This is a genomic window from Paenibacillus sp. MABNR03, from assembly GCF_050455445.1.
In the GTDB taxonomy this organism is placed as follows: domain Bacteria; phylum Bacillota; class Bacilli; order Paenibacillales; family Paenibacillaceae; genus Paenibacillus; species Paenibacillus xylanilyticus.
In genome coordinates this window covers 1-26,247 of record NZ_JBCIYR010000008.1, presented here as the reverse complement: position 1 = coordinate 26,247, position 26,247 = coordinate 1, and the positions used below count along the sequence as shown (strand labels likewise).

Genomic DNA, 26,247 nt, shown 5'->3' with positions numbered 1-26,247 from the left:
AGAGGCAAGCGAACAAAAAGGATTATTCCGGGTCATGGTAGTGACGCTCGGAGTAATCCTTTTGCTGTATAAAGACGTTATAAGAATGGATGATTCAATGGTTGCCGCGAATCACACGGCATCTTACGCATGTAGGTGCATCCAGATCCAATATTAAGGTGCTGCTGCCCATGCGATGAGTTTAATGCGGTACTTGGGATTGGAAATCGTTTCGACTCGACCGATTGGCGTGATAGAACACGACATCTCCGTCTTGAATGGGCCAGGTGCTGCCTTCATGATCAACCGGACTGCGTTGAAAACCCTCCATCTGCCACTGATTCATCAGAGGAGCGTGAATGTATTGCAGGTGGGGCGCGTCTGTATCGCCATTCCGCAGACTTTCGATATTGAAGTTGACCACGATATAACCATTTCTCAGGAACACGGGGGACTTTTCGTCCAACTGGTTTTGTCTTGCGACTGGCTCCAGATCCGTGCCCTTCGGCACCGCATATACATCGGCAGGCAGGCTGTATTCCCCATACCAACGCTGGATGGCTGCATTGGCCCGGTCCATATTTACGCCCTGAGGAATGCCGGTTTTGGGTCCGATTAATGTACGAATGGAGGAGGGCAGGATCATCCAATCATAGCGACCCACCCACGTTTTCTGGTGAGAGGTCTGATCGACGAGACGAACCATGTACTCTGCCAGTGTGCTCTGGCTCTGCTCCTCTTTTGTCAATTCATAGGTGTATTGATAACGGGCAGTATCACCCAGCTCTGTACCAGGGACGTTTCGTAAACGGGCGTTCAGAACAACAAATCGTTTTTCCAAATCCTGCGCAGATCCGATACGAATAAACCTTTCCTGTCCCCTGTGGTAATACAGATCCACTTCCTGACGGGAAGAGCCATCTTCACTCACAAAATGAAAAGTCGGCGTAATCCGTACACCATCCTGCTTGCCAAACATATTGCCTTTTGTTTTTAGGTCAAACTTGATATGATATCCGGTTTTTACAGCCGCATTTTTGAATCCCTGTAAAGGATGACTGCCTGGACGAATGGGCAATACGAAGGGTGCCAGATTACCTCGAGGGTCGCCATCAATACTGTTGAAGCCTGTCCAGTAACTGACTCCCGTTGGCTCCGGGCTGCCCTGTTGTTTGCGGAAAACATTTTCCCAGTTGTAGTCCGAAATATCGGTGACGTGAAAATCGTACAGACGTCCGATAACTTCCACAGGAACCGTATCTGCAGCGACATGGTGAGCCAGGTTGGTGTTGGCATCCTGCTGTTCAGTGAAGGTGGAGGGTGCATTCTCCGCGATGTTGCGGAACTCAACCTCATAATTGCCCTCATCTACCCAGACAGGAAGATAAAAGCCAGTGTCCAACTGGTTTACCGGGATGTCTACCCAGGTTTTGGCGGGAATAAACTGACTCCTGTCCGCGTTATAGACGTCAAACGGGAACCGCACTTGTTTGATTCGAAAATATTTGGCGTAGTCCCGGTTGCCATAACCGGGGTAACTTGCTGCGTCCAAATGCTGCCCGGTGGTTGGAATACGCACGATAAATGGACGCTCCAGAATGAGTGCTGACCGAATTGGATCCGGAACCGTCTTCTGATTATGTGCTTGGTCATCCGATATCAAGGCGTAGTTTACAACAGGGGTGTGCACTGTAACAGTGTTAATGCCGTTAATCGGCAGCTCTTTGTTTGCTCCGCCATTCACATTTCCGGGCAGCAGATCGTAGTAGATCGTACCGGAGCTTGGCGTGTTCTCCTTGTTGATTAGCGTTGGGCTGATCATGTTGTTTGGTTTATACAGAACATCCTGACCAATCGTTGTAGGGTTAGGAATATTCGATGGCGTAGGCCCATCCTTGGTCGCCTCTATGTCATCCATTATTTTGGTATTGTTGAATATGACCGAGTCATTATTTACTTTTGCTTGAGGGGTGTTGGACTCCGCCATTCCCTTCAATCTCGATGTATCATCCGGTACATCTGGAGGTGAATTCAGCCCGCCTGTCAATTTAGGTGGGGTATATGATATGGACGTTGTTTGCCCTGGCCTGACGTGACTCTCCACGTCGTCATCATTTTTGGATACCAAGGTCGGTGGTGTATACCCGGTTGGAGTCATGGTGACCAGTTCACCCGGCAAGGCATAATTCTTCATGGTCGCTTTTGCGATCTTGTACACTTCAAGGTTGTTGATTTTCCAGTAAGAGTAGTCACGTGTAATTTGGAAATTGTACGGTTTGGTTACCGTATCATGGGCTGGAACAGGAGGGCCATCCGTGCAGCCTTCCTCGGTACAGATGTCTGGACCAGGCACGGTCCATTCCCTGTCGTAGGAGAGAGTGACATTGCAATCATACGTAACTTTACCCGACATTTTCGCCCATGCCTGGTTGAACAGGTAGTTGTCAGCAAATGCATTGGTATACAGTGACTCAGAAGTAGGGATTCCTTTCAATACATTAAATGTTTCATTACCTCTGTTATCCGACTTTATTACACCGTTGGCATTTGGATCAAGGTCGCTCATACTCATGATGTTTCCTGCAGAAGGTGGACCGATTGTCGGTGAACAGCCGACCCCACCACCGCCTCCGTTTCCTCCGCCACCACCGTCACCGGGATCTTCTTCTACGCCAACCGTTGTAGATGTTGTTAGTTGGAAGTCGTCTTTTTCCCAGAGCACGGTGATAGTTGTAGTACCCCTGCTTATGGCTCGAACTAATCCGGAATTACTAATGGTCGCAACAGCTGGGTTGGAAGAAGTCCAGGTCGTTCTCCCATTGCCGCTGTTCACATTGGTTTCAGCACCAAAGCTTCCATCACCGGTTTTGGTTTTGACTGTTGCATTTAATTGCTTTGAGTGGTTAATGCTGAGTTGACCGCCATCGGTGAGATTGATTTCTTTGGTTATTTCGGCTAAGGCTTTCCAGTATAAATCTGTGTTAAATTGATAGTCCGCATTCCATTTAGGAGGGTTATATTCTTCTGTTTTGATAGGTGCAATAGCTCCGCCTATCTGAGTGGTGAATCTTGTGTTACGGCCAGTAAACGATTCAACGGAAACCAAAATGGGCTCTCCCGGATAATAATGAGCTGTATTATCCATGTAGTGAGGCATGTTAGATCTATCAGTTATTTCTGAATTAGAACGCTTTTCACCGGCTTTATCAAAGTAGTCAGTAGGAATATAAACATCTTTATTCAGATCAAGGTCGACACAGACTGTTGAAGATACCGGAAGATTTTTGGTGCGATCGTTTTCTAGTTCGATGTTGTTGCACTGACCATCAACTCTCCACTTTAGGTTATCAATTTGGTAAATATAAACACCAATGTTAGTTTTCTTTGTTCCTTCAACGGGTATAACCTTTTTTTGTGACTTTGCAGGTTCAGAAGGCTCCATGTGGAATGCTTCCAGTACTGGTTTAATTCCTGGCCCCCCACCTGCTTGGATTGGAGTTCCTGACGATATAAATACTACCAGTGAAAGTACGATCAAACATAGTTTCTTTAAGAATATGTTTTCCCCCAATTTTATCCCTCTAATCTGTAGCTATTACACTGTAGGTAGGACCTTCCTTGCTCACAAGGCTGACATCGGAAATCAACTCTTTATCAAAATGTAAAAGACCTACACTCCAGTAGACTGGATTTTTGACAGTGAATATACCTTTACTTTTAGTGACAGCATTAATACTAGGCCCAGCGTATGCAGCAAATGAGACTGATTTTGGAGAATTCATAGGGTTAATTGTTGCTGAATTAAGCAAACTTCCGGCTTGTAATGAATTCATAGTAGAACTTTTCACGTTTAATTCAAGTTCTGCAAAAGAAAAGTACGCTCCCCGTAAGAGAGTGAATCCTTCATCCACAAAAACTGGGTAATAGATACTTCGTGCAGAACCTTTTGCAAAGGTATTAACAATGATCCAATTCTTTACTTTGAGGTCTGCATAATTGGTATCTGTAATAATATTTTTATTGCGAACTTTTGAAAAGTCGTCTGTAACCTTGTTGTAATCAACATTTGGTGAGATCTTTTTTTCTGGTGTCTTTTTGTACTTAGGTGCAATAATGCTCAAATTTGTTCCAGTTAAACCCACCTCACGCAACTCATTCAACCCCTGAAAATCAGCAGGTTTCGTTTTCGCTACATTAGCGTAACGAGAGATCAAAACAGCAACCTCAGCACGAGTTGTAGTGCGATCGGTTCCAAAGTTCTTATCGTTAGCGACACTCATCAACCCCGTACCGAGAGCAACAGCGACCGCATTTTTTTGGTTGCTTGCCAGCTTCCCAGTAAAGTACTCTTTCGCAGGTATCACGGTGTTGGTTACATCAGATAAGGCTTGTTTGTAATCCGGGTCAACCACCGTAAGCCCCTGCGCCAGCCAAGTTGCCATTTCTCCGCGTGTCAGAGATGCTTTGGCATCGAGTTTTCCATTGTAGTTGGAAGGGATGATGAAGCCTTTTGCGATCGCAGAGGATACGCCACTTTTTGCCCACTCAGGCACGTCGGTGAAGTTGTTTGCTTCTGGTGCAGCAGCATTAGGTTGATCTGTCAGTCGTCCAAGAATACTTGCCATTTCAGCCTTGGTTACAGGAGAACTTGGTTTGAATGTTCCATCGGAATACCCCTTGAAAAATCCTTGTTCTACTGCGGAGTTGATCGCTGCGGCAGCCCAGTGTGTCGAAGGGACATCTTTGAATTTTAGTGTAGCTTGAGCAGCCTCTACGGAACTCCCGTTACTCCCAGAACCTATAACACCTCCTGTGAACAAAGCCAATGCCGTAACCCCAGATAGAATCATTTTCTTCATGAATACTACTCCTTTCCATTTTCACTTCCTGGTTGTGCAGCATTTTGCATAATTCGATTTACCTTGCTCCCGAGTACAAGATATAGACGAATAGAAGCATTTCAATTCAATCTATATTTTGTTGGTTGAAAGATGCTCTTGGAATTTGCAAAATGCTTAGTATGTACTCGATACTACTAGATACTAAATTTGTAATAATCATCAATATTCTACCATGTATAACTAGGTATTTGGTATTATTTCTCAACATTAATGTTCCCTTTAAGGTGTGAAAACCCCTCCTCTGGACCCATCTATCCTCAAAAAAAACAAAAAAAGGCCACGAATCCGTAGATTCATAGCCTTATGCTTTAAGGTAGTGGTCCATCATATTTTATTGCCAAATTCATATGTTTCAAGGATAACCCATTTTCATCCATTTGAAAAGAGAGAATCCGGAGTAAACAAAAAATCCAGACCGCGCAGGACGCAGCCTGGATGTCGATGACCATCTTATTCAGCTCCAATATGAGCAGGGTGGACGGCTATACTTCAGTATTCGATAATGTTATGCGCCGTTCCATTTCTCGCCGGTCAGGTACTTCTCGGTCAAAATCGACAGCATCTGAATGCCGACTTCATTATGTCCACCTTCAGGGATAATAATGTCTGCGTACTTTTTGGAAGGCTCGATAAAAGCATCGTGCATCGGTTTGACGGTTTCGAGATATTGTTTATAAACGGATTGGATTGTCCGTCCACGCTCCTCAATATCCCGCAGCACTCTGCGAAGAATGCGAACATCGGAATCGGTATCGACAAATACCTTGATGTCCAGCAGGGCACGCAGATGTTCGTCGATGAGCACATGCAGTCCTTCCACAATGACGATATGGTTTGGTGCAAGTTCAACCGTTTCATCAGCAGCACGGTTATCTATGGTGAAGTCATATACGGGAGCATATGCCGTTTGTCCTTGCTTCAGCAGGGTGAGATGCTCAATCAACAGATCATTGTCGAATGCAAAAGGATGATCGTAATTGGTGAGTCGGCGCTGCTCTGGAGTGAGCTGCGACTGATCTTTGTAATAATTGTCCTGGGATATAAACGTCACTTTGCCTGATCCAAGACGGTCGATGACGGAGCGAGCTACCGTCGTTTTACCGGAGCCGGTTCCTCCGGCGATACCAATAATGAGCATGGTTGTTCCATAAACCTCCCTAGAATGGCAGCATGGTCATGGATAATGGCCAGTAAATCAAAATTGATTTAGGCCATTATCCACATGTCTGTCTGTGAATACACAATTCCTTCATTGTACCATAGCGCATCACATTTTTCATCTGAAGGAAGTGACCATGTTTTGCCTACTAGGGATGAGTCTTTACATCCAGCAATCTAGTGCATATTTTTGTGGAATATGCCGTGTGGGAGCTTCCATGGGTTAAGAAGGCGTTGTCCAAGGGCTCTTTTATCAAACCACTTAAGAATGAGAAAACCGAGCAAACTTCCCGCAGTATTGGCGATTAAGTCATTGATATCTGTGCTGCGGCCATTCCCCAGAGTAACCCGAATAAGAAGCTGCAGCATTTCTATGAGAAGACTCAAGATCAATCCAGCCCTTGCGGCCTCCCGCATAGAGGTAACCAAAGGGCTCAATAAAGGAAGCATGAACCCCAGTGGCAAGAACAATAAAATGTTCAGTGCAAAACTCGGTATATCTGCGGTGAGAAGGGGAATCCATTGAATGGTCTTGTACCAAGGTGTCTGATTGGCATATACTCCGATGTTGATGTCGATCGGGAAGAATACAAAATGCATTACTCCCAAAATGTAAACTGCAAATGCAATGATGAGGGCATATTGCTTTGAAGTGTATCTAATTTTAATTACCCTGGTACAAACCACCAGGGCAATTAGGAACAGGATGAACAGCGGACCGAGTACGGTTATGGATGTAATCGTATGTTGAATGGACACGGGACGACTCCTTTACAAAGCTATGATTTACGGCTGATTTAGCTCAATCTTCATTTCCATTCCTTTGATAAATTGCGGATCTTTGATTTCTTCTGCGAAGTCATCTTCGATCTCAAAAGGCTTCACAATCAAGTACTTCGGATTGCCAGATGTGGTGGCATAGATTCGTTCCGATTTTAACTGGTTACCCTCATACAAACCTTCGCCATTTAGTGCAGTCAATTGCCTGCCCTGATCATCGTAGATCGCAAACCCAATATTGCTTAGCTGGTCTTCAGTTTTGTTTGTGAGTGCATTTTTGTTGTTCAATGAAATAACCGTAGACAACCGTGTTGTAATCGGCGTAACCTCGGCTTCCGTAACGGATGCGGTAAATTGATCATTGGAAACGACCGTGTTGGGTTGAACATGCTGAATGTCATCAGTTGATTTGTTAAAAGGAATATCCAGCTTAAACTCATGATCAATGCCCTGCAGCGTTAATGTAACTTCGGCGTTAAACTGATCCGGGAGTCCAGCAGCCGCTTGGTCAGAGGGAATGACCTGCTCAAACAGCAGCGTGTCCGGCTCTGTTTCCCCTATGGAACTGTAGAAGAGGCCGCTATCCTGCTCGGTTCCTTGCACATTGAAAAATACGTTATCAATTCCATTGCTGAGCTGCACAATGTCTTTGCCGTTGTCATACTCGCCCTGGTTCAGATTAGGCGCGGTGAAGTGAACCAAAAAGGCTGCACGTGTACCATCATAGACCGTTTCCAGCACTTCAAGCTTCACATCCTGGTAAGATACATTGCTGTTCACGATCTGGGTCAGACCTTCTTCACCTGCGGTTCTTAGTCCCATATCGGCTTCAATGGAACTGAAGAGGCTGCCCACCAATGGAATATTACGCAGGGAGTCTGCCATAACGGGAGATACAAAACCAGAGGCAAACACAGTCACGCCCAATACTCCGGCTGCGATGGTAGCGACGGCTGTTCGGCGTAATCCTTTGTGAAGGCGAATTGGGCGCTGAGCATCCTTTAAACTGGATGTGGAGAGCTCGGGCAATGATTCAAGGGTGGCATCGATTCGAGTACGCACAAGTTTAGACATGACAGGACGCTCCTTTGCTTGTTCTTTTAATTCCTGCTCGATATTAAATGGGTTTGACATGTAATTTTACCTCCCGAAAGTTTTTAAATTTCTGATATAGTTCCTGCCTTGCCCGAGTCAGCCTCATTTTTACCGCACTCTCGGATATATTCAGCGTATCTGCGACCTGTCGCAGGGTGAGGTCTTCAAAATAATGCAGCACAATGACGATTCGCTTTGATTCTTCCAGCCGATCGACCGCTTCTCTCATATCCACCTCATCGTAGGGGCTGGTTTGTTCCTGCTTGGCAGGTACCTCAGCATAGGATGTAGAGAGGGAGCGACGGGACAGCATGGTGTTGCATTCATTAATAAGGATGCGGAACATCCATGTCTTGAAATATTGGGGTTCACGGAGCGTATGCATGGATTTATAAGCTTTTAAAATGGTCTCCTGAATGGCATCAGCCACGTCCTCCTCTTTTCGCAGCATGGATTTTGCTGTATTGTATAGGGAATTTTCGATTTCTCTGATGAGCCTGATAAAGGCATCGCGATCTCCCTGAATGGCCTGGTTAACGAGATCGGTTGGATCCATGGGTAACAGCTCCTTTCTGGAATACGGGAAACAGCTTCCCGCTGGTTTTTACATGAATTAGACTTTCAGGTGGTGTATATGGTCACAATTAATTTTAAAAAAGGGAAAAAGGTTTGCTTTATATGGACGAATCGGAGCGCGCTTGACCCTTCGTGATCAATGGTCATTAGGCATACCAAAAAGCGAAGTTCTCGACTCATGGTCGGTAACTTCGCTTTTTTGGTGTTTTTGGACATGGACTGATGTTATAGCAGCTTCTATTTTAACCCGACCAGTCACGACGACGAGTGAAGAGGTCCTTCAGTTCGTCTGTCGACAGCTCGGTAATCCAATTCTCGGAACTGGTGATGATGTTGTCGCTAAGCTGCTGCTTGCTCTCCAACATCTCGTCGATGCGCTCTTCCAGCGTGCCGAGGGAGATGAATTTGTGAACCTGAACGTCCTTCGTCTGCCCCATTCGGTACGCACGGTCGGTGGCCTGGTTTTCCACGGCAGGGTTCCACCAGCGGTCAAAGTGAAATACATGATTCGCTGCCGTCAGATTCAGCCCCACGCCGCCTGCCTTGATGGACAGGATGAAGACGGATGGCTGTTCCTGTGGAGGCAATGTCCGGGACTGGAACTGCTCGATCATGCGGTCCCGTGCGGTCTTGGATGTACCACCATGGAGATAGAGCACGGGTTCTTGGAGCTCCTGCTGGAGAACTTGCTGCAGCATCTGACCCATACCGATGTATTGGGTGAAAATAAGGCAGCGCTCGCCCTCCTCCCGCAGTTCGCGGACCAGTTCCATCAGCCGTTCCAGCTTCGCGGAGCGGCTGATCAGCATCGCCATGTCCTGTGGACTATACAGGTCATACTCGGTTCTGGAGCCATCCGAAGACAGCGTCTCCGGCAGGGCTTCCTTGGTCAGAAGCAGCGGATGGTCACACAGCTGCTTGAGCTGGGTTAATGCGGACAGAATGGCACCTTTGCGCTTGATGCCCTCCAGCTCTTTCATTTTATCCATCAGTGCCTGCACGGATTGATCGTATAGGGCACTTTGCTCACCAGTAAGATGAATGTAAGTCTTCATTTCGTTTTTGTCCGGCAGATCAAGCTGGATATTCGGATCCTTTTTCTTGCGGCGAAGCATGAATGGCTTGACCAACTGCTGCAAATCCTGCATTCGCTGCTCGTCCTTGTCTTTCTCGATTGCGCTGATAAACCGGGTTTGGAAGGCGCGTGCGCTGCCAAGGTATCCCGGATTAATGAAATCATAGATGGACCATAGCTCAGCCAGCCGATTCTCGATCGGTGTACCTGTCAGTGCGATGCGGTGTTTGGCCGGGAAACTGCGTACGGCCATGGATTGCTTGGTCTGTGCATTTTTAATATTCTGTGCCTCATCCAGACAGATGGATGCCCAAGTGTACTCCTGCAGCATTTCTTGGTCCAGGGTAGCCGTGGCATACGAAGTAATGATGATATCCACCTGTTCAGTCTGCTCCCTGAATTGATCTCCGCTAAGTCTGCGTGCTCCATAGTGCAGACTGACGTTGATCGATGGTGCAAAACGACTGATTTCCTTCTGCCAGTTCCCTAATACCGAAGTTGGACAGACGAGAAGGGCGGGGGCATCTCCAGGTAACCGCGGCTGGTTTTCCTTAATATGCAGCAAATACGTAATAAACTGAATCGTTTTGCCAAGGCCCATATCATCAGCAAGGCATGCTCCGAGACCGAATCTGCGCAGAAATCCAAGCCAGGCGAAGCCTTCCTTCTGATAGGAACGCAGTTCGGCATGCAGTCCAGTTGGAACGGGAAGGGATGGAGCACCGCCTTGTCCACCGCCAAGCTGTGCAATGATCCGGTTCAGGTGTTCGTTCAACTCGACTTCAAGCTTGATGTTCTCGGCAGATTGTGGCTGTTCTTCTTCCTGTCCTTCCTGGCGTTTCTGATTACGATACTCACGCTGCTCATTTTGCAGCAGATGCAGGTGCAGGATGTCCTGAAACGACAACCCCTGTTCCCGGTCGACACCGCCCATGGCCCGTCGAATCTGCTCCAACAGGGCAGGATCAAGCGGAACCCATTCCCCGCGAAAACGCACCAGTCGCTCGTTGCGAGCAACGAGATCGGCAAATTCCTCTTCACTGAGATCGGTATCTCCAATCGCAATTCGCCAGTCAAAATGAATGATCGAATCCAGTCCGAAGAATGACTGTCCACGTTCACTGCCTTCCTCCGGCTTCACCTTGGCACGAAGCTTGGGCTTCTTCTTGCGAGCCGCTTCCCACCATCCCGGAAGCAGTACCTGCCAGCCGGATTCCAGCAGTCTGCCGCTGTCCACCGTCAGGAACTGCCACGCCTCCTGATCGCTGAGCGGGTCACTTAGCACATCTCGGCTTCCGCTAATGGAACGGCTGATTCGCGGCAAATGTGCACGCAGCTGCTCCAGCCACCCGGCAGAACGGTCAAGAATGAATGCCGTCCACACCTCTGGCCATTCCCCTTCAAGCCGTCCGCGGGAGTCCAGTCGAACCGGAATGAGCGTAGCTGCGTCCAGCTTGTCCTGCAAAACCACTCGCAGCCGCCATGCGGGTTCATCGTCATCCGGCTCCAGCAATTGCAGGAGAGGGCGGAACGGGGCAGCGTCTGCTTTCCAGCCGATGGAGACAAGCCAGGCCTGGGCATCCATTCCTGCTGTTCTTGGTGGTGTACCTCCTTGAGGGAACAATTGAGGGAACTCGCGCCGCAGATCGGTTGCAGCTTCCTCGGTGCTATACCATCGCTGGAATACCGAAGCAGAGTAGGCTGCGCCGAGTCCCTCGGCGTAGCTCTCATCCGTCTGATCAAGAGCTTTGTTCAGAGCCGTCCGATCCTGGGGTTTCATACTATCCAGATCCCAGCTCCATTGCAGCTGACCTGTGCGAAAGGCGGTGAAGCTGGGGACATACTTCCGGTTCTCAATGGTGGCAGCGAGTGCAGGGGCAAGCCTGATCAGGTGAGCTGCCTGCTCGTCCCATTTCCATTCAATGTGCAGCAGCGTATGCATCTCTGCGAAGAAAGGAATAACTTCTTCCGCAGGCAGTACCACCAGATCAATATCTTCGATCTGCCTAGTCTCCAGCTCTGTTCCGTAGAAGGAGGGAGCATGCCAGGCAAATAGTCGCTGCTTGAGCGACTGCCCCGATACAAAATGATGCGTATTTAGTGCTCCATAGAATAAGGCATCACCGTATCCGGTTAATGCCACATGGACTTCAATCGTTTCGGTATAAGGATGTATAAGGCTCATGAGATCAACTTACCTTTCCGAAGCTCTTCCTGCAGGGCGCGCAGTCTGCTGTTCCGCACCGCCAGTGCGGTAATGAAATCTTCCCAGCGATCCTCTTGCTTCAATTTTTTGTAGAGTTTGGACAGTCTCTTCAGCAGCTTGACCGCTGCTTTGTAGCCGTCCCTGTTCTTGTGTCCAATATATCGCTCAACCGCCTGATGGTAGAACGGGAGCAGCAGCTCTGGTGCGTCTTTTTCAATCGGCTGCAGCACAGCCACGCGGAATTCCAGCGGCTCCGTTTCCGTGCTCAACTGAAAATCAATCCAACGGCGCCACTGTCCACGGCTGTGCATGGCATCTTCGTATGCGGGGCGTGAGTGGGGGAGCATGCTGACAAGGGTATCCCACATGTGATTTTCGGTCTCGGGAAGATGTTCAATTGTCGTATCCCACAGCTTCATGTAATCCTGCAATGGTTCATTGCGGCGGTTTGCCAGCAGTGGTCCAAGCTGAGCAAGCCATGCTCCGAGCCGCTTCCAGTCTGATTCATCCGCGAGTACATGAAGAAAATGCAGCAGATGCTCTGCCGGGATGCCATACGCCGTACTTCCACTCGTCAATCGCTGCCAGGCCTGTTCATCCTGCTGCAAGTGGAAGTACATCCAGCTCTGTGCCAGCACCAGTGACAAAGGCGGCGATTTTCCAGACTTGCCCGTCTGGCTGCTGCCCGTCAAATTCGCAACACTTAGCACGCTTCCGCCGCTGCTGCCTGGTGTATTGACTGCTGTTTCCTTCAACTGGGCCTCTATTTCCTGCAAGATGTTCAGCTCTGATTCGAGAAGTTGCTGATTCTGTACGTGAGGAACGATCCAATTCAGCCATACCTGCCGATAGATTGGTGTAAATAGCATCAACGTGGATGTTTCCGGCATCATCTGTGTGCGGAGATATGTTACCGTTTCTTCAAGCCGTTTCCACAGTTGCTTGAGCTTATTGTCTGGCAGATCAGCGAATTGAAGCGGGCGGGTTAATACCTGTTCCACTCCTTTCTGAAGTGAATCTACAGCAAGCTGTACAGGGTAACTTAGATAGATGGGTGTATGCGTAGTCGAATGACGAGCAGGTATGCAGTACCGCATAAGGTACAGGTGGACATGAAATTCAAATAACTGATCCATGCCAGCAGACAGCTTTGGTTTAATCGCATAGAGTTCGTCGGCTGCTTCCTGCACATACGCTGTACTTGGCGTGCCTGTACCCAACCTGGCCAGACATTTTTCGAACAGTTCGTGCCACTCCATGATCTCCAGGCCTTCAAGCTCTAATGCCCGCTCCTTGATCTGACTGTACTGATGATGGGGGATGTCCAGATCCTGGTCGGAAACATAATTCGAGTGTGCAGACATGGAAGCCACGGGCTTGGGAGCATGTTTCAGGGCCGTGCTGGAATGAGCGTTCACAATGGCATGCACTGGGCGTTCCATCAGCTCGGCATAAGACATCATAACCGCAATCATATGTTTACAAGTTGCGCCCACTGGGCAGGTGCAGTGACTAGTGGGTAGGGACTGAATACTCAAGGTGACTTCATAGTCTTCGGAGCCTTGTACGCCAGCTATAATTCCATGTTGTTCGGTAAAAGTTAATGATCCAACACGTTTCTGTTTATAATATTGGAATCCGCGCATGATCGTCAGGTTGTTAAAGTGCTCGGCAACTTCTCTGATCAGCTGCTGCCACTGCGCATCATCCATTTTCATGTCAATCGGTATGTTCATCATTCCATCTCCTGGGCAATCATAGGTTTAACGGTCCATACGACTCAACGACGTATGGTGTGGATTTTCTGTATCCATCATATCAGTTATGAGCAGCTCCGTGCATGGATTGAGAGAACTTGTAAGAGACTTTTTGATGAAGATAATCCGAAACGGCCACGTGTTCCTTCATCTACTAGCATGCGTAATCGCTCCATATTGTGTATGCTTATCGTATGTATTCCTTTCAGGAACGATACAGGCCCTCGAAGTGGTCAATTCAATCAACAGGAGAGAGCATATATGAAAATACTTACGTTAAATACACACGCCTGGGCGGAAGAAGATCAGTTGAACAAGATAAGCCAGCTGGCTGACTTTATCAATACACACCAGTTTGATGTGATCTCCATGCAGGAGGTCAATCAATCGATACAAGAGGCGGCATTGTCCGCAGAACACTTGCAGCATTTTGTTGTCACCGATCCTGAGGCTGTCATTAAAAAGGACAACTACGCCTACGTCTTGCTGACGCAACTAACCGATACCTACTACTGGACATGGGTTCCGACCCATATCGGATTCAGCAAATACGATGAGGGCCTGGCAATTCTGAGCCGGACGCCGATTACCCAGTCCTTTGGAGAATACGTTTCTCATATGCGTGATTACAGCAACTACCGGACACGCAAAATTGTGGGTATACAGACGGTCGTTGAAGATGAAGCAACCTGGTTTGTGAACGGACACTATAACTGGTGGGATGATGAACAGGAACCTTTCAAGGGACAATGGGAACTGACCGAGAGCAAGCTGGCTCCTTATATGGATCAGCCGCTGTTTATCATGGGAGATTTTAATAATGTTGCGGAAGTACGCGGGCAAGGCTACGATCACATAGTCGGTCATGGATGGAATGACCTCTATACCACCGCAAAACAGAAAGATGATGGAGCGACGGTCGTAAAAGCCATTGCCGGATGGGCTGATAATAAACGCGATTTGCGTATTGATTATATTTTCTCCAAACATCCAGTGCAGGCAAAGTCTTCGACCGTGGTGCTTAACGGCAAGAATGGTCCGGTTGTATCTGACCACTACGGCGTTGCCGTGGAAATCTAGGATGGCATTGCATTTTCATCAAACGAAAGCCTCCGCTGTGTTCCTGTTATTAGGAAATGCAGCTGGAGGCTTTTTTCATGTCTTAAGATTATGTACTTTTAGATTATTATGAACTCTTTCTATTCCTACTCTAGTGCCAGCATCTCTGTTACAAATTTTTTCAAATTTGCACTGGTTTCGCTGAGCTGCTCAATACTTTGCATAAACTCGCTGACCAGCTGTGCCTGATCCACAGTTGCGGTTGTAATCTGACCGATCTCCAGCTCCATATGCTTCATGGAATTTTGAACGCTGCCTAGTGAGGTTTCGATATCTGCGGCTGCTTGTTTGGTATGATCCGATAACTTTCGAACTTCACTGGCAACCACGCCAAAGCCACTTCCCAGATCGCCGACACGAGCGGCTTCAATCATGGCATTCAGGCCAAGCAGGTTGGTTTGTTCAGATACTTCACGAATCACGTTGGTTACCTTGGTTACACTGACCGAATTCTCTGCGGCTTGTTTGGAGTTGCGTAAAATTTCTTCCGAAGTCGCCGATAGTTCCTCCGAATGTGCTGCAATTTGCTGGATGCCGCCTAACAGGGCGTTAATGGTTGCTTCATTTTCACCGATGAGTTTCTCAAGGGTAATATGGTTATCCAGCGCGTAATTGACACCTAATATGCCTACAACCTGATCATTCTCTTTAATTGGAATAAGAATCGCATCAAAAGGTCTGCCTTGCAGATCGCCCGGCATCCGTGCCACGGTACGGGAATCGCGGTTCGTCAGCATTTTGAAATCCTTATAGTCTTCATGCAGCTCGTCCCCTACGTTTACACCAATCTCCAGACCGTTGGCTTCGGCAAAATATAGCACTTTCTCATGATCATTAATAGATATGGAAACATCATCACGAAACATCTGTCTTACAAAAGGCATAGCATTTACCAAAGATTCAAGAATACTCAAGGCTCATCTTTCCTTTCCCATACAAAAAGTGGAATTTCCAGTCTAATACCTATATCGGCAGGGCTTTCCCATTTTTAAACCGATTATATGATCTATTCTATCTGAAAGCGCAAACAAATTTCTATAGCCACCAACAATCCTGTCAGTTATACTGGGTGTAATATTTGGCTGTTCAGAGGATAAAACAGGAGGAATTGACCCATCAAGGGAGATGCTCACCAAGGTTAAGCGCTATACTCTATACTTTTCAGGCAATACATTTGCAGAGATGTTGTTAATCCCAACGGGAAAGGAATGTGGCAATCCATGACAACGTATTTTGATGAACCGCAGAGTATGAACTACCGGTTTGGGGAGGATCAGGATCAAGTGCTGAAGGTGCTGGCTGAGAGATATATCGGAGCCAATGCACAGGCTGACTTTGTGTATCGGGTGTTTCAGAAATCAGGTATTCTGCAAAACGAGAAAGGGTTGTATGATCTCAATCTAAGCGAACGTTTCCCTGATACCCAAAAAGGACAATTAGCCTATGCCGCAGCACTCGTCTGGGGAGATGAGGACCGGAATCTGGATGTGCTGATCCGCTGTTACGGACCTGTTCGTTTCTATTTCAATGAGCAGTTGGTGTACCGCTCTACGGTGATGGATGAGATTAATCCGGATGCGACGGTAAAGCTTGGAATCGACATCAAGCCCGGCTGGAATATGTTATTGCTCGAAATGAAATATACACCTGCCGGTTTTGGATGCCAGTTTGGTTCGGATGAAGGGAAAGTGCGTATTCTGAATGTACTGGCACCTTTTCAGGAACGTCAGGGACAGGCCGGATGGGTTTACTCCAAGCCTGTAAGCAGAGATGAAGCTCTTTCTTTCAGCACATCCGGAGGCAGTCATCCTGACTGGAACCTGCTTGGAATGGAACAAGATCATCAACTGGAATGGCTGCCTGAACCGGAATGGCCTGTTGAAATGAAGAACAAGTCTACCTTGCAGCGATTATACGGACATCTTCCGGGACAGCGGGTGTATGCTTGGTCACGGATGAACAATAGCGATTCGACGGGCAGCTCCATCCGATTATCCGGTCATTCTTCCGGCCCGCTAACGATATGGCTGAATGGCACACCAGCAGTACAATTAAAGGAAGCGGGATCGTTTGAGTCGGAGGTGCATGCATCTTTCGGCCGGAGCGATTTACTGGTATGCAGTGAATGCAGTAGTGATACCGCTGAGCCATGGCAATTTACTTTAAACGCAGCCGTGAATGGGAAGCAGTTGGAACTTGAGCTGCCCAGACATGTACATGGAGCTTCAGGAGAGAAGTGGATGTATGTCGGTCCTTTTGAATATGATGTGGAACCTGATGTTAAGGAAATGATGCGGACAGATCGCGTATACACGTTAAGTGTGTCACAGGACAGCAATGGAGAAGGTAGCCAGCATGTGCATACAAAACGAACGTATTGGCAGCTGGATCAACCGGATGCATGGATTCGTCCTTACTACGAGAACGCCATGTTAAGCAACAAATGGACTGTCGGCAGTGTAACCAACTACGGTCGTTGGGATTATCCGCTGGGTGTAACCGTATATGGACTGTTGCAGACGGGACGTTATTTGCATAGACCGGACATTATTCATTATGCAACAGAACATGTGCAGGCATGTACCCGGATGTATGATTACTCGCTGTGGGATCGGGAGCAGTATGGATTTCCTGCAGTGAATCAGCAGCTGGTCATGCTGAAAATGCTGGATAACTGCGGGTCCTTTGGTTCAGCCATGTTGGAGGCGTACTCGGAATGCCATGAACCGACGTTTTTGCCGATTGCCGAGCGAATCGCCGATTTTATGCTCTCCCGGTTGGAACGACAGGAAGACGGTGCGTTTTACCGTGAGTGCATTGGGGAGTTTGCCGAGAACACGATGTGGGCGGATGACCTTTATATGAGTACGCCGTTTCTCGTTCGGTATGCCCGCCTGTCAGGAAACACGTTTGCTCTGGACGAAGCAGCCAGACAATTTATACTGTACCGCAAGTATCTGTTTATGCCTGAATTTAAGATTATGTCTCACGTATACGATTTTAAATATGATCAGGCGACACGTATTCCGTGGGGACGCGGGAATGGCTGGACACTATTTTCCCTGACTGAAGTATTGGAGGCTTTACCCGAAGAGCACCCTGACCGCCCGGCATTAATCGATTTTTTTAATGAATTATGTGAAGGGTATGCGGCTTTGCAGGGAAAGGATGGATTATGGCATCAGGTGTTAAATGATTCGGAGACATACCAGGAAGCTTCCTGTACTGCGATGTTCGCCTATGGATTTGCGCGGGGGGTTCGATTTGGCTGGTTAGAGCAGCCTAACCGTTATATTAAAGCTTCTGAGCGGGCATGGAACGGACTGACTTGCAAAGCAATTGATCGACAAGGCAATGTACACGGGGTTTGCAGTGGATCAAGGTATGCCTTTACGGCAGAATATTATGATAAGGATTTACTTACTGTAACGAATGACAATCATGGTATTGGTATTATGATGCTGGCAGGAACCGAGGTTGCAAAGATGAAGGAATACTTGACACGGCATACGAAAACCTCTACTGCTGTGACGCATTCCTAAATATATGACTTGAAAAAAAGATCAACGAAATAACTGCCGGAAATGGGCTTTCCGGTGGTTATTTGAACATGAACCATTTCATCGAACCATCGACATGTCCAACTCCCTTACTTTTTTGACAGGAAAGCTTACTTTTGTTTATGTCATGAGCAGCCATAGGCCGTTACAATATTTTTTGTAAGCGATTCCATAAAAGCAAAAAGGGGAGGAAATTCATTCATGTTGATCACCAAAAAGTGGGTTACCCTGTTCTGCATGTCCCTGTTATTGTTTGCTACAGCTTGTTCCGGAGGATCTTCTGGTTCAACGGCTTCATCTGGTGACGGAAGTGAAGGAGATGCCTCGGGCAGCATTCAACTGCGCATGACCTGGTGGGGATCGCAAACTCGCCACGATCTGACAACCAAAGTGATCAAGCTGTTTGAAGAAAAGCACCCCGGTATTACGATCAAACCGGAATATTCCGGTTGGGACGGTTACATGGATAAACTGACCACCCAAGTGGCCGGTTCGAATGCTCCGGATATCGTGCAGATGGATTATGCTTTTCTGACCGACTTTGCCCGTCGCGGCGCATTGCTGGATCTGACCCCATATAGTCAGAGCAAAGAGCTGCGCACAGAGGATCACGACGAGAGCATGCTCAAGGCCGGATCAATTGACGATAAGTTATATGCGATTACATTGGGCGTAAACGCCCCCGGCGTCATCTATGATGCTACTCTCTTTAAGGAACTCGGGATCGAGGAACCACAGGAAAGCTGGACGTGGAAGGATTTTGGTGATATTGCCACCCGGATTGCAGCAGCCAAAGGGGAGGGATTTTACGGTTCAGCGGATATATCCGGTACAACCAACATGTTTGAGGTATTTATCCGCCAAACGGGCAAAGGTCTGTTTGAAGATGGAACGATCACGGCGACCAGCGAAGAAATGCAGCAGTGGTTCGACATGTGGGGCACCCTGCGCACAAGCGGTGGCGTAACAACCGCCGAGGTGACGGCATCCACAACGAATGCACTGGAGACACGCCCGATCTCGCTCGGTACAGCAGCCATGGATTTTGCGTGGTCCAACCAATTGCTGACGTTTCAGCAGGTGAATAAAAACCAGGATCATAAGCTCGGGATACAAGTCATTCCTCATGGTGTGGATGAGAAGCAAATCGGCGAATACTTGAAACCAAGCCAGTTTATCTCCGGCTATGCCAAAACAAAACACCCCAAAGAAGTGGCCATGTTTATCGACTTCATGGTGAATGATCCCGAAGCTACCGCCATTCTCGGTTCGGAACGCGGTGTGCCTGTCAATTCAAGCATCCGTGAGCAGCTGCAGCCAACACTGCCAGAGGCGGAGCAAGCCATTTTTCAATTCATCGATGTTGTATCCAAGAACTCCAGTGAGATTGATCCTCCTTATCCGCAGGGATTCTCCGAAGTGGACACCAGCTTCAAAAGTGCAAGCGAGCAGATCGCTTTCGGTCAAGGCAATGCATCGGATGTGATTGCTCAGTTTATTGAGGGAGCCAAGGCCACCCTTGCGTCGAGTCAATAACCGCTTGTCTGGTTCCCATATGTCCAATTCTGCGGGGAGGTTGCGAAGATGAGTACAACACAGGTCAGTCAGGCCCGAGCCGAACGAGTGACAGCCCGGAGGGTGAAGCGGAGATACGCACATAATAGAGCAGCACTGCTGTTCCTTGCTCCATGGCTGATTGGTTTGTTGTTCCTGACTCTTGGTCCAATGCTGGTTTCGTTATACATTTCATTCACGGATTACAGTATCCTGGCCGCCCCTTCCTGGGTCGGTCTGGGTAACTACACAACCATGTTTACTTCGGATAAGCTGTTTACCCAATCGCTCAAAGTTACCTTTACGTATGTTGCGGTGTCCGTGCCGATCAAGCTGATCTTTGCCCTGCTTGTAGCGATGCTGTTGAACAAGGGGATCCGGGGTCTCGGCATTTACCGGACCGTGTACTACATCCCAACCCTGCTTGGCGGCAGTGTGGCTATTGCCATGTTGTGGCGCAAAATGCTGGGTGGCGACGGATTGCTCAACGGTGTGCTTGCGATGGTGGGCATCAAGGCGCCGGATTGGGTTGCCAATCCGAAATACGCCCTGTACTCCATCGTGCTGTTGTCCGTGTGGCAATTCGGATCGTCCATGATCATTTTCCTGGCAGGCTTGAAGCAGATTCCGCCTGAATATGATGAAGCTTCAGCAGTTGATGGAGCAGGTCCATTCCGGCGTTTCTTCTATATAACGCTGCCGATTCTGTCGCCGGTGATTTTCTTCAATCTGGTGATGCAGCTGATTACGTCTTTTCAGTCGTTTACGCAAGCCTTCGTCATTAGTAACGGCAGCGGGGGGCCGGTTAATTCAACACTGATGTATTCCCTGTATCTGTATAAAAAAGGATTCTCTTTCTTTCAGATGGGCTATGCGTCCGCAATGGCCTGGGTGCTGGTGATCCTGATCGGTGTGTTTACATTGCTGGTATTCCGCAGCAGCAAGCTGTGGGTCCATTATGAGGATGGTGGAAAATCATGATTGGACAACGGAATTCTGCGGCTTGGATTGCCATGAAACATATCCTGATCTCTGGAATTGCCTTTGTCATGTTGTATCCGGTGCTCTGGATGCTGGGCAGTTCGTTCAAGCCGGGACATATGATTTTTAGTGAAACATGGTTCTGGCCGCAGGAATGGAACTTTCAAAATTACATGAATGGCTGGACGGGAATACAAGGAAATCCATTCTCCCGTTTTCTGACCAACTCCATTGTCCTGTCACTGGGTGCCGTGCTGGGCAATGTGGTCTCTTGTTCAATGGCGGCATATGCCTTTGCCAGACTTGATTTTCGTTTCAAGGCCATCTGCTTTGGCTTGATGTTAATGACGATCATGCTGCCGCATCATGTGACGCTGATCCCACAATATATCCTGTTCAACCATTTGGAATGGGTGAATACGTACTTGCCTTTGGTCGTGCCAAAATGGCTTGCAACCGACGCCTTCTTTATTTTCCTGATGGTTCAGTTCTTCCGGGGTTTGCCCAAAGAGCTTGATGAGGCGGCCACCATTGATGGCTGCGGACCTGTACGCATCTACACCAAAGTCATTATTCCGCTGGCCTTTCCGGCACTGGTGACCACAATGATCTTCACCTTTTTATGGACATGGGATGATTTCTTCAGCCAGCTGATCTATCTGAGTGATGTCAGCAAGTACACAGTACCGCTGGGACTTCGCCTGTTCCTTGATTCCAGTTCCCAATCCGATTGGGGTCCGATGTTTGCCATGTCTGTGCTTTCGTTGGTGCCTTGTTTTATCGTATTTATCGTATGTCAAAAGTACTTCGTGGAAGGAATCGCGACCTCCGGACTCAAAGGTTAATTCCAAAACGAAATGAGTTGATTTCATGGGGAAACGAAGATTATCCCTGTTTATCAATCAAAAGCTGCAGCAAAGCAAGCTCACCACACTGATGGTGACTTGCTTTATTGCGTTTAACCTGCTGCTCGTATCCATTATCGTCTGGCTGGCATATCAGTCCTTCTCTACGGTGACCTTTACCGAGATCAGCAAAGCACGGCTGGCGCTTCTGAACGAGAGCACCCGGCGGGGGTTTGATTTTATTACAGGGGTGACGGGGACTGCCTATTCGCTCGCAAGCAACCGGGATCTTACGAATTTGTTGGAAACAGCAGGTACAGGGAGACTTACGCAGATCCATCAGCGGCGAGAACTGGCCAAAATTCTGGACCATACACTTGTCGTTAGCGAAGGCATTACCTCGGTGGAATTGTATACAGATGCTTTCAATGGTGTTACTGTCACGATGGCTGACCGAATCTTTCCAGTGGATACGATTGCCGGGGATTCCTGGTTCGCAGCACTGGAACAGGCGGACGCAGCTTGGGTGCCTTTGCGTGAAAATGAATCGGGACATTCCCTGGTTGGGTATGCCCAGCGTATCTTTGACAGCCGTGGGGGTACGGTGGCTTACGTTTTGATCCGCTTAAGTCGCGAGGATATCGTACGCCGATTCGCGGACATGCCGATGGTGTTGGATGGACAGGTACTGCTGGTGGATACGGCGGGCAATGTCGTTATGCAGATGGGAGATGCAGACCAGACGAAGGAATCTGATCAAAATTCCAATGGTAATGCTGCTGCAGCAAGTGCAGCGGACTCATCCCTGCCGGTGGGCTCATCCACTAAGGGAACATTACCGGTTGTAGACCGTGATTGGATTCGAACCCATGCCGAACATAATGAAGACGGATTTGAAGTGGTATCTGGCAATGCTGGCGGTGCACAACTCGTGTTATATTCCAAACCGGCCACGCTTCAGTGGCGTCTGGTGCAGACGATTCCTGTACATACACTGCTATCTCCCGTCAGGTACGCCGGATGGCAGGTGCTTGGAATTGCTGTGGTTGGACTGCTATGTTCTGCCGTATTTGCGTATCTGTTCGTCCGGAGAATTGTACGTCCCCTTCGTCAGCTGATCAAACGAATGAGGCAGCTCGAGAAGGGAGACTTTGAGACCCGGGTCCAACTCTCGTTTACAGAGGAATATGCTCACCTGGCTTATGGCTTCAATCATATGGCATCAAGATTGACGGAGCTGATGGATCAGGTCAAGGAGGAGAGCCGTGCGAAGCGGGAGGCCCAGACGAGCCTGCTGGAGGCGCAGATCAAACCCCATTTTCTCTACAATACACTTGATATGATCCACTGGCGTGCGCTTGATTATGAAGCCAAGGACATCAGCCGCATGATTGTGCAGCTCAGCAAACTTTTACGCATTGGACTTAGTGGAGGCAGAATGTTTATTAAAGTTCGTGATGAGCTGGAGCATGCTCGTTGTTATGTCAGCATTCAAGCTGAACGGCTGCCGTTCTCCATTGATTATGAGGAAAAGATTGATCCACGTGTCCGTGGTTGTTACATTCCCAAAATTGTTTTGCAGCCCTTTATTGAAAATGCCGTCATGCACGCGCATCCCCAAGAGGAGAATCTTCGAATACGTGTGGCGATCAGCGAAGAAATTGGAGATCCTTCACAAGTCTTTATTCGAATTATGGATAATGGTCAAGGCCTGCCGGCAGAGTGGAAGCTGGAAGACTCACGTGGTATTGGAGTGAGAAATGTTCATCAGCGCATTCAGTTATATTGTGGCAAGGGATATGGAGTTGATCTATACACAGGTAGTTCGGGAGGTTTGGAAGTGACCATCTGTTTGCCGCGCATTGAGACGGAAGAGCAGTTAAATCTCTGGCTGGACGGTGAGAAGGTATGAAAACCATCATGCTTGTAGACGATGATCCACATATTATAAAGGCATTAACTGATCATATTGAGTGGCCCTCCCTCGGCCTTCGTATTGCAGGCACCGCTTCCAACGGAATTGATGCACTGGAACAGTTTGAGCGGCTGCGTCCCGATCTGGTTATGACGGATGTATATATGCCGGGTATGACAGGACTTGAGGTGACACAGGCGCTCCGGCGTAATCACCCTCATCTGCCAATCATTATTCTAAGTGGTTATGATGAATTTGAGAATGCTCGTGCCGCCATGCGATGGGGGGTTAATCACTTTTTGCTGAAACCGGCGGAGGTAGAGGAGATTGAGTCGGTGCTGCGTGAGGTTCTGTTGGAGCAGGAAGTGCGAGAGCGCCATGAGGAGCTGGAGCGGACATACAAGCAGGAGATTGGGAAGGTAGTTCCCTATTTGCGCAAACAGTTTCTGCACGAGCTCCTGACCACACGCTATCTGGCAGATGAGTTGCCGCAGGAACGTATGGATTACGTGGGTATTCCGATGTCTTCGCAGGTACGTGCGATTAGTCTGCAGCTGAATCGTCCCGGATTTCTGGCACGGATGAAAGAGCGGGACTGGCAGCTGCTCCGTTACGGGGCAGCAGATATTATTCAGGAGACGGTTAAGGAACAGATTGCGCACATGCAGGACAGCCAGGTGGAAGTTCTGGACTATTCGGATCAGGTGTTTGTACTGCTTCTTTTTGGTAGGGAGGAAATGTATGGACAGTTCGAAATACTTGTTGAGCGGATGATTGATCAGATATTTACGTATCTGAAATTGGAAATGAGCGCTGGGATTGGAACACCCAAAGAGCATATATGCGAGGTAATGGACTCCTATCTGGAGAGCAGAGAAGCGCTTGAGATGGCGGAATTTCAGGGAGGCAGTCGTGTCTATCCATACGATTCAATAGAAAAAGTAGAAACGGATGTCACCGATTATTCTTTGCTGCTGCGGCAGTGGAACGAGTCATGGGCAGATATGCGGACCGATCTGGCAGAGGAGATATGGCTGCAAATTCGCCATTTATTTGAGGATGGCATTTGTACTAATATTCAAGATGTACAGGTTGTGGCCGTAAGTCTATTCGACACCTTAATTCATAGCTGGAACAGACAATATCCCTTATTGCAGCCGCCACTGGCGATGAGTGAGTTTCTGCGGGATATTCAATCCAAGTATTCACTACAGGATTTGCTATGCTGGATGGACGCCATTACTGGAGACTGGATAGAGCAGACACGGAAAGAGATGACGGAGAAAAAAAGCAATAGACTGGTGGATCAGGTGAAACAGTACGTGGAGCAGCATTATGCTGACGAAATCAGCTTTGAGGCCATTGCCAAGGGACTTTTTGTGCATCCCAAATATTTGAGTCAGTTGTTCAAAAGGGTGGCCGGGGAGAATTTCGTGAGTTATCTGAACGGTTATCGAATTCGAAAGGCGATGGAGCTGCTGCAGTCGGGTCATTATATGGTCTACGAGGTTAGCGAGATGACGGGCTTTCGTAACGCCACGTATTTCAGCCAGGTTTTCAAGATGCTTACGGGTAAGAGTCCATCCGAATTCGGATAGGGCATTGGTCCATAATCGTAGTAATATAGAAAGGAATAGGAGGAAAGTATAGATGAACATTGAAGAACAGGACTTTATCGTGAAAGAATTGGCTTACTCCATTAGATCCGCAGAGGAAAAGGATGCTGAGGCATTATCTCGGCTTCGTGTACAGATTGATGGAGAGACGGAGAACATGGATCGGGAGCAGGGCGAGGCTTTTATTGGGCCAGCTGAATTTACAGAGATTATTCGTTTGGATAACGAGAAGGATCGAAACCTGTTCCTCGTTGCTGATGTGCAGGGAGAGATCGTTGGGTACTCCAGATGTGAGGGTTCCGATCTAAAGCGATTTTGGCATAAGGTTGAGTTTGGTGTATGTGTTGCCAGAAATCACTGGGGGTACGGAATCGGGAAGAAACTGCTGGAGCTGTCGATCCATTGGGCAGACACGAGTGGTGTCGAGAAAATGACGCTGAACGTGCTGGAAACCAACGATAAAGCGATAGAACTGTATAAAGGAATGGGTTTTGAAATTGAAGGTGTTTTGAAAAAGGACCGGAAACATGCCGATGGGAAGTATTACGATACGATTGTGATGGGTAGGTTTAAGAGTTGATTGGAGTAGGTCTGCGTTCAATAATACTGTTGTTCATATGTTAACTACTATATATAGAAGAAACAGAATATAGTGTGTGGCTAATATCATAGAGGTTATATAAGGTTTCTATTATGATCTCCAATAATATAAGCTAGAAAGGGGAGCGCAATATAATAAGCTGCCATACTTACCTGAACACTAATACTAGATAAGATTGTCTGTTTAATTGTGCTGACTAATATCGGCTTGCAAGTATAATAGATAAGATCAGTATGCTCGGTTTGATTGTGGGAGTAACAGCAAACATACTTATGCTATTCGATTCAATTACCGAGTAAGTTATTTGGGATATTTTACATGTAGTAATTAATGTAACAGCGTGATATATTATATTTCCGGCCAAGAAAACACGAGAAACACGGTGCGGTAAGCAAACCAAATAAGCTTCGAAAGAAACTTAAAAAAAACTGCTTGCTAAATTGGTTCGGACATGATAAGATATAAAAGTTGCTGAAGAGAACAACACTCGGATGCAAACGAAGTTTGATCTTTGAAAACTGAACAACGA

Annotated in this window: 17 protein-coding genes; 8 read left to right on the top strand and 9 right to left on the bottom strand. The window is 47.8% G+C overall.

All coding sequences use genetic code 11. The annotated features are described in order from the left end of the window. Positions 1 to 181: 181 nt before the first annotated feature. The 8 genes from AAIH57_RS26430 to AAIH57_RS26395 all read right to left on the bottom strand — a co-directional run bounded on the left by AAIH57_RS26430 (position 182) and on the right by AAIH57_RS26395 (position 13,509). Positions 182 to 3,085 (bottom strand): DUF5704 domain-containing protein, encoded by a 2,904-nt coding sequence (locus tag AAIH57_RS26430; protein WP_430023581.1) that lies wholly within the window; start codon positions 3,083 to 3,085, stop codon positions 182 to 184. 475 nt (positions 3,086 to 3,560) lie between these two features. Continuing rightward, positions 3,561 to 4,838: an S-layer homology domain-containing protein gene (locus AAIH57_RS26425; protein WP_430023580.1), complete on the bottom strand. Its 1,278-nt coding sequence runs from the start codon at positions 4,836 to 4,838 to the stop codon at positions 3,561 to 3,563. Positions 4,839 to 5,385: 547 nt separating this feature from the next. Beyond that, positions 5,386 to 6,018: a uridine kinase gene (udk, locus tag AAIH57_RS26420; protein WP_175393910.1), complete on the bottom strand. Its 633-nt coding sequence runs from the start codon at positions 6,016 to 6,018 to the stop codon at positions 5,386 to 5,388. A gap of 197 nt (positions 6,019 to 6,215) precedes the next feature. After that, complete coding sequence (locus tag AAIH57_RS26415; RefSeq protein ID WP_430023579.1) at positions 6,216 to 6,797, bottom strand: VanZ family protein; 582 nt, start codon at positions 6,795 to 6,797, stop codon at positions 6,216 to 6,218. Positions 6,798 to 6,824: 27 nt separating this feature from the next. Beyond that, positions 6,825 to 7,952 carry a DUF4179 domain-containing protein gene (locus AAIH57_RS26410; RefSeq protein ID WP_430023578.1) on the bottom strand — a complete coding sequence of 376 codons (1,128 nt, stop codon included), beginning with the start codon at positions 7,950 to 7,952 and terminating at the stop codon, positions 6,825 to 6,827. Beyond that, positions 7,936 to 8,469 (bottom strand): sigma-70 family RNA polymerase sigma factor, encoded by a 534-nt coding sequence (locus AAIH57_RS26405; protein ID WP_175393912.1) that lies wholly within the window; start codon positions 8,467 to 8,469, stop codon positions 7,936 to 7,938. Before AAIH57_RS26405 ends, AAIH57_RS26410 begins: the two co-directional genes overlap by 17 nt. Before the next feature lie 262 nt (positions 8,470 to 8,731). After that, positions 8,732 to 11,740 carry a DEAD/DEAH box helicase gene (locus AAIH57_RS26400; RefSeq protein ID WP_430023662.1) on the bottom strand — a complete coding sequence of 1,003 codons (3,009 nt, stop codon included), beginning with the start codon at positions 11,738 to 11,740 and terminating at the stop codon, positions 8,732 to 8,734. Positions 11,741 to 11,745: 5 nt separating this feature from the next. Further along, on the bottom strand, positions 11,746 to 13,509 hold the full coding sequence (locus AAIH57_RS26395) for an SWIM zinc finger family protein (RefSeq protein ID WP_430023577.1): 1,764 nt from the start codon (positions 13,507 to 13,509) through the stop codon (positions 11,746 to 11,748). A 279-nt stretch (positions 13,510 to 13,788) separates the two neighbouring features. On the opposite strand from AAIH57_RS26395, the gene AAIH57_RS26390 reads away from it, so the two are divergent. Then, entirely contained in the window at positions 13,789 to 14,607 is an 819-nt protein-coding gene (locus AAIH57_RS26390; RefSeq protein WP_175393914.1) for an endonuclease/exonuclease/phosphatase family protein, read from the top strand. A 125-nt stretch (positions 14,608 to 14,732) separates the two neighbouring features. On the opposite strand, the gene AAIH57_RS26385 is transcribed toward AAIH57_RS26390, so the two are convergent. After that, the gene (locus AAIH57_RS26385; RefSeq protein WP_175393915.1) at positions 14,733 to 15,560 is read right to left on the bottom strand and encodes a methyl-accepting chemotaxis protein; all 828 of its coding nucleotides are present in this window, start codon (positions 15,558 to 15,560) and stop codon (positions 14,733 to 14,735) included. Positions 15,561 to 15,866: 306 nt separating this feature from the next. On the opposite strand from AAIH57_RS26385, the gene AAIH57_RS26380 reads away from it, so the two are divergent. From AAIH57_RS26380 to AAIH57_RS26350, 7 genes are all read left to right on the top strand, one after another. Further along, positions 15,867 to 18,188, top strand: coding sequence for a glycoside hydrolase family 88/105 protein (locus AAIH57_RS26380; protein ID WP_430023576.1), 2,322 nt, complete (start codon positions 15,867 to 15,869; stop codon positions 18,186 to 18,188). A 219-nt stretch (positions 18,189 to 18,407) separates the two neighbouring features. After that, entirely contained in the window at positions 18,408 to 19,742 is a 1,335-nt protein-coding gene (locus tag AAIH57_RS26375) for an ABC transporter substrate-binding protein (protein ID WP_175393917.1), read from the top strand. Between the two features lie 48 nt (positions 19,743 to 19,790). Next, a complete protein-coding gene (locus AAIH57_RS26370) occupies positions 19,791 to 20,741 on the top strand; it encodes a carbohydrate ABC transporter permease (RefSeq protein WP_217506281.1) in 951 nt (316 codons plus the stop codon). Continuing rightward, a complete protein-coding gene (locus AAIH57_RS26365) occupies positions 20,738 to 21,586 on the top strand; it encodes a carbohydrate ABC transporter permease (RefSeq protein WP_175393918.1) in 849 nt (282 codons plus the stop codon). The genes AAIH57_RS26370 and AAIH57_RS26365 overlap by 4 nt, the downstream gene beginning before the upstream one ends. Before the next feature lie 25 nt (positions 21,587 to 21,611). Further along, positions 21,612 to 23,498, top strand: a complete 1,887-nt coding sequence (locus tag AAIH57_RS26360; RefSeq protein WP_430023575.1) for a cache domain-containing sensor histidine kinase — start codon at positions 21,612 to 21,614, stop codon at positions 23,496 to 23,498. Then, on the top strand, positions 23,495 to 25,099 hold the full coding sequence (locus tag AAIH57_RS26355) for a response regulator (protein ID WP_430023574.1): 1,605 nt from the start codon (positions 23,495 to 23,497) through the stop codon (positions 25,097 to 25,099). Before AAIH57_RS26360 ends, AAIH57_RS26355 begins: the two co-directional genes overlap by 4 nt. Positions 25,100 to 25,151: 52 nt before the next feature. Continuing rightward, positions 25,152 to 25,697: an N-acetyltransferase family protein gene (locus AAIH57_RS26350; RefSeq protein ID WP_430023573.1), complete on the top strand. Its 546-nt coding sequence runs from the start codon at positions 25,152 to 25,154 to the stop codon at positions 25,695 to 25,697. The last annotated feature ends 550 nt before the right edge of the window (positions 25,698 to 26,247 follow it).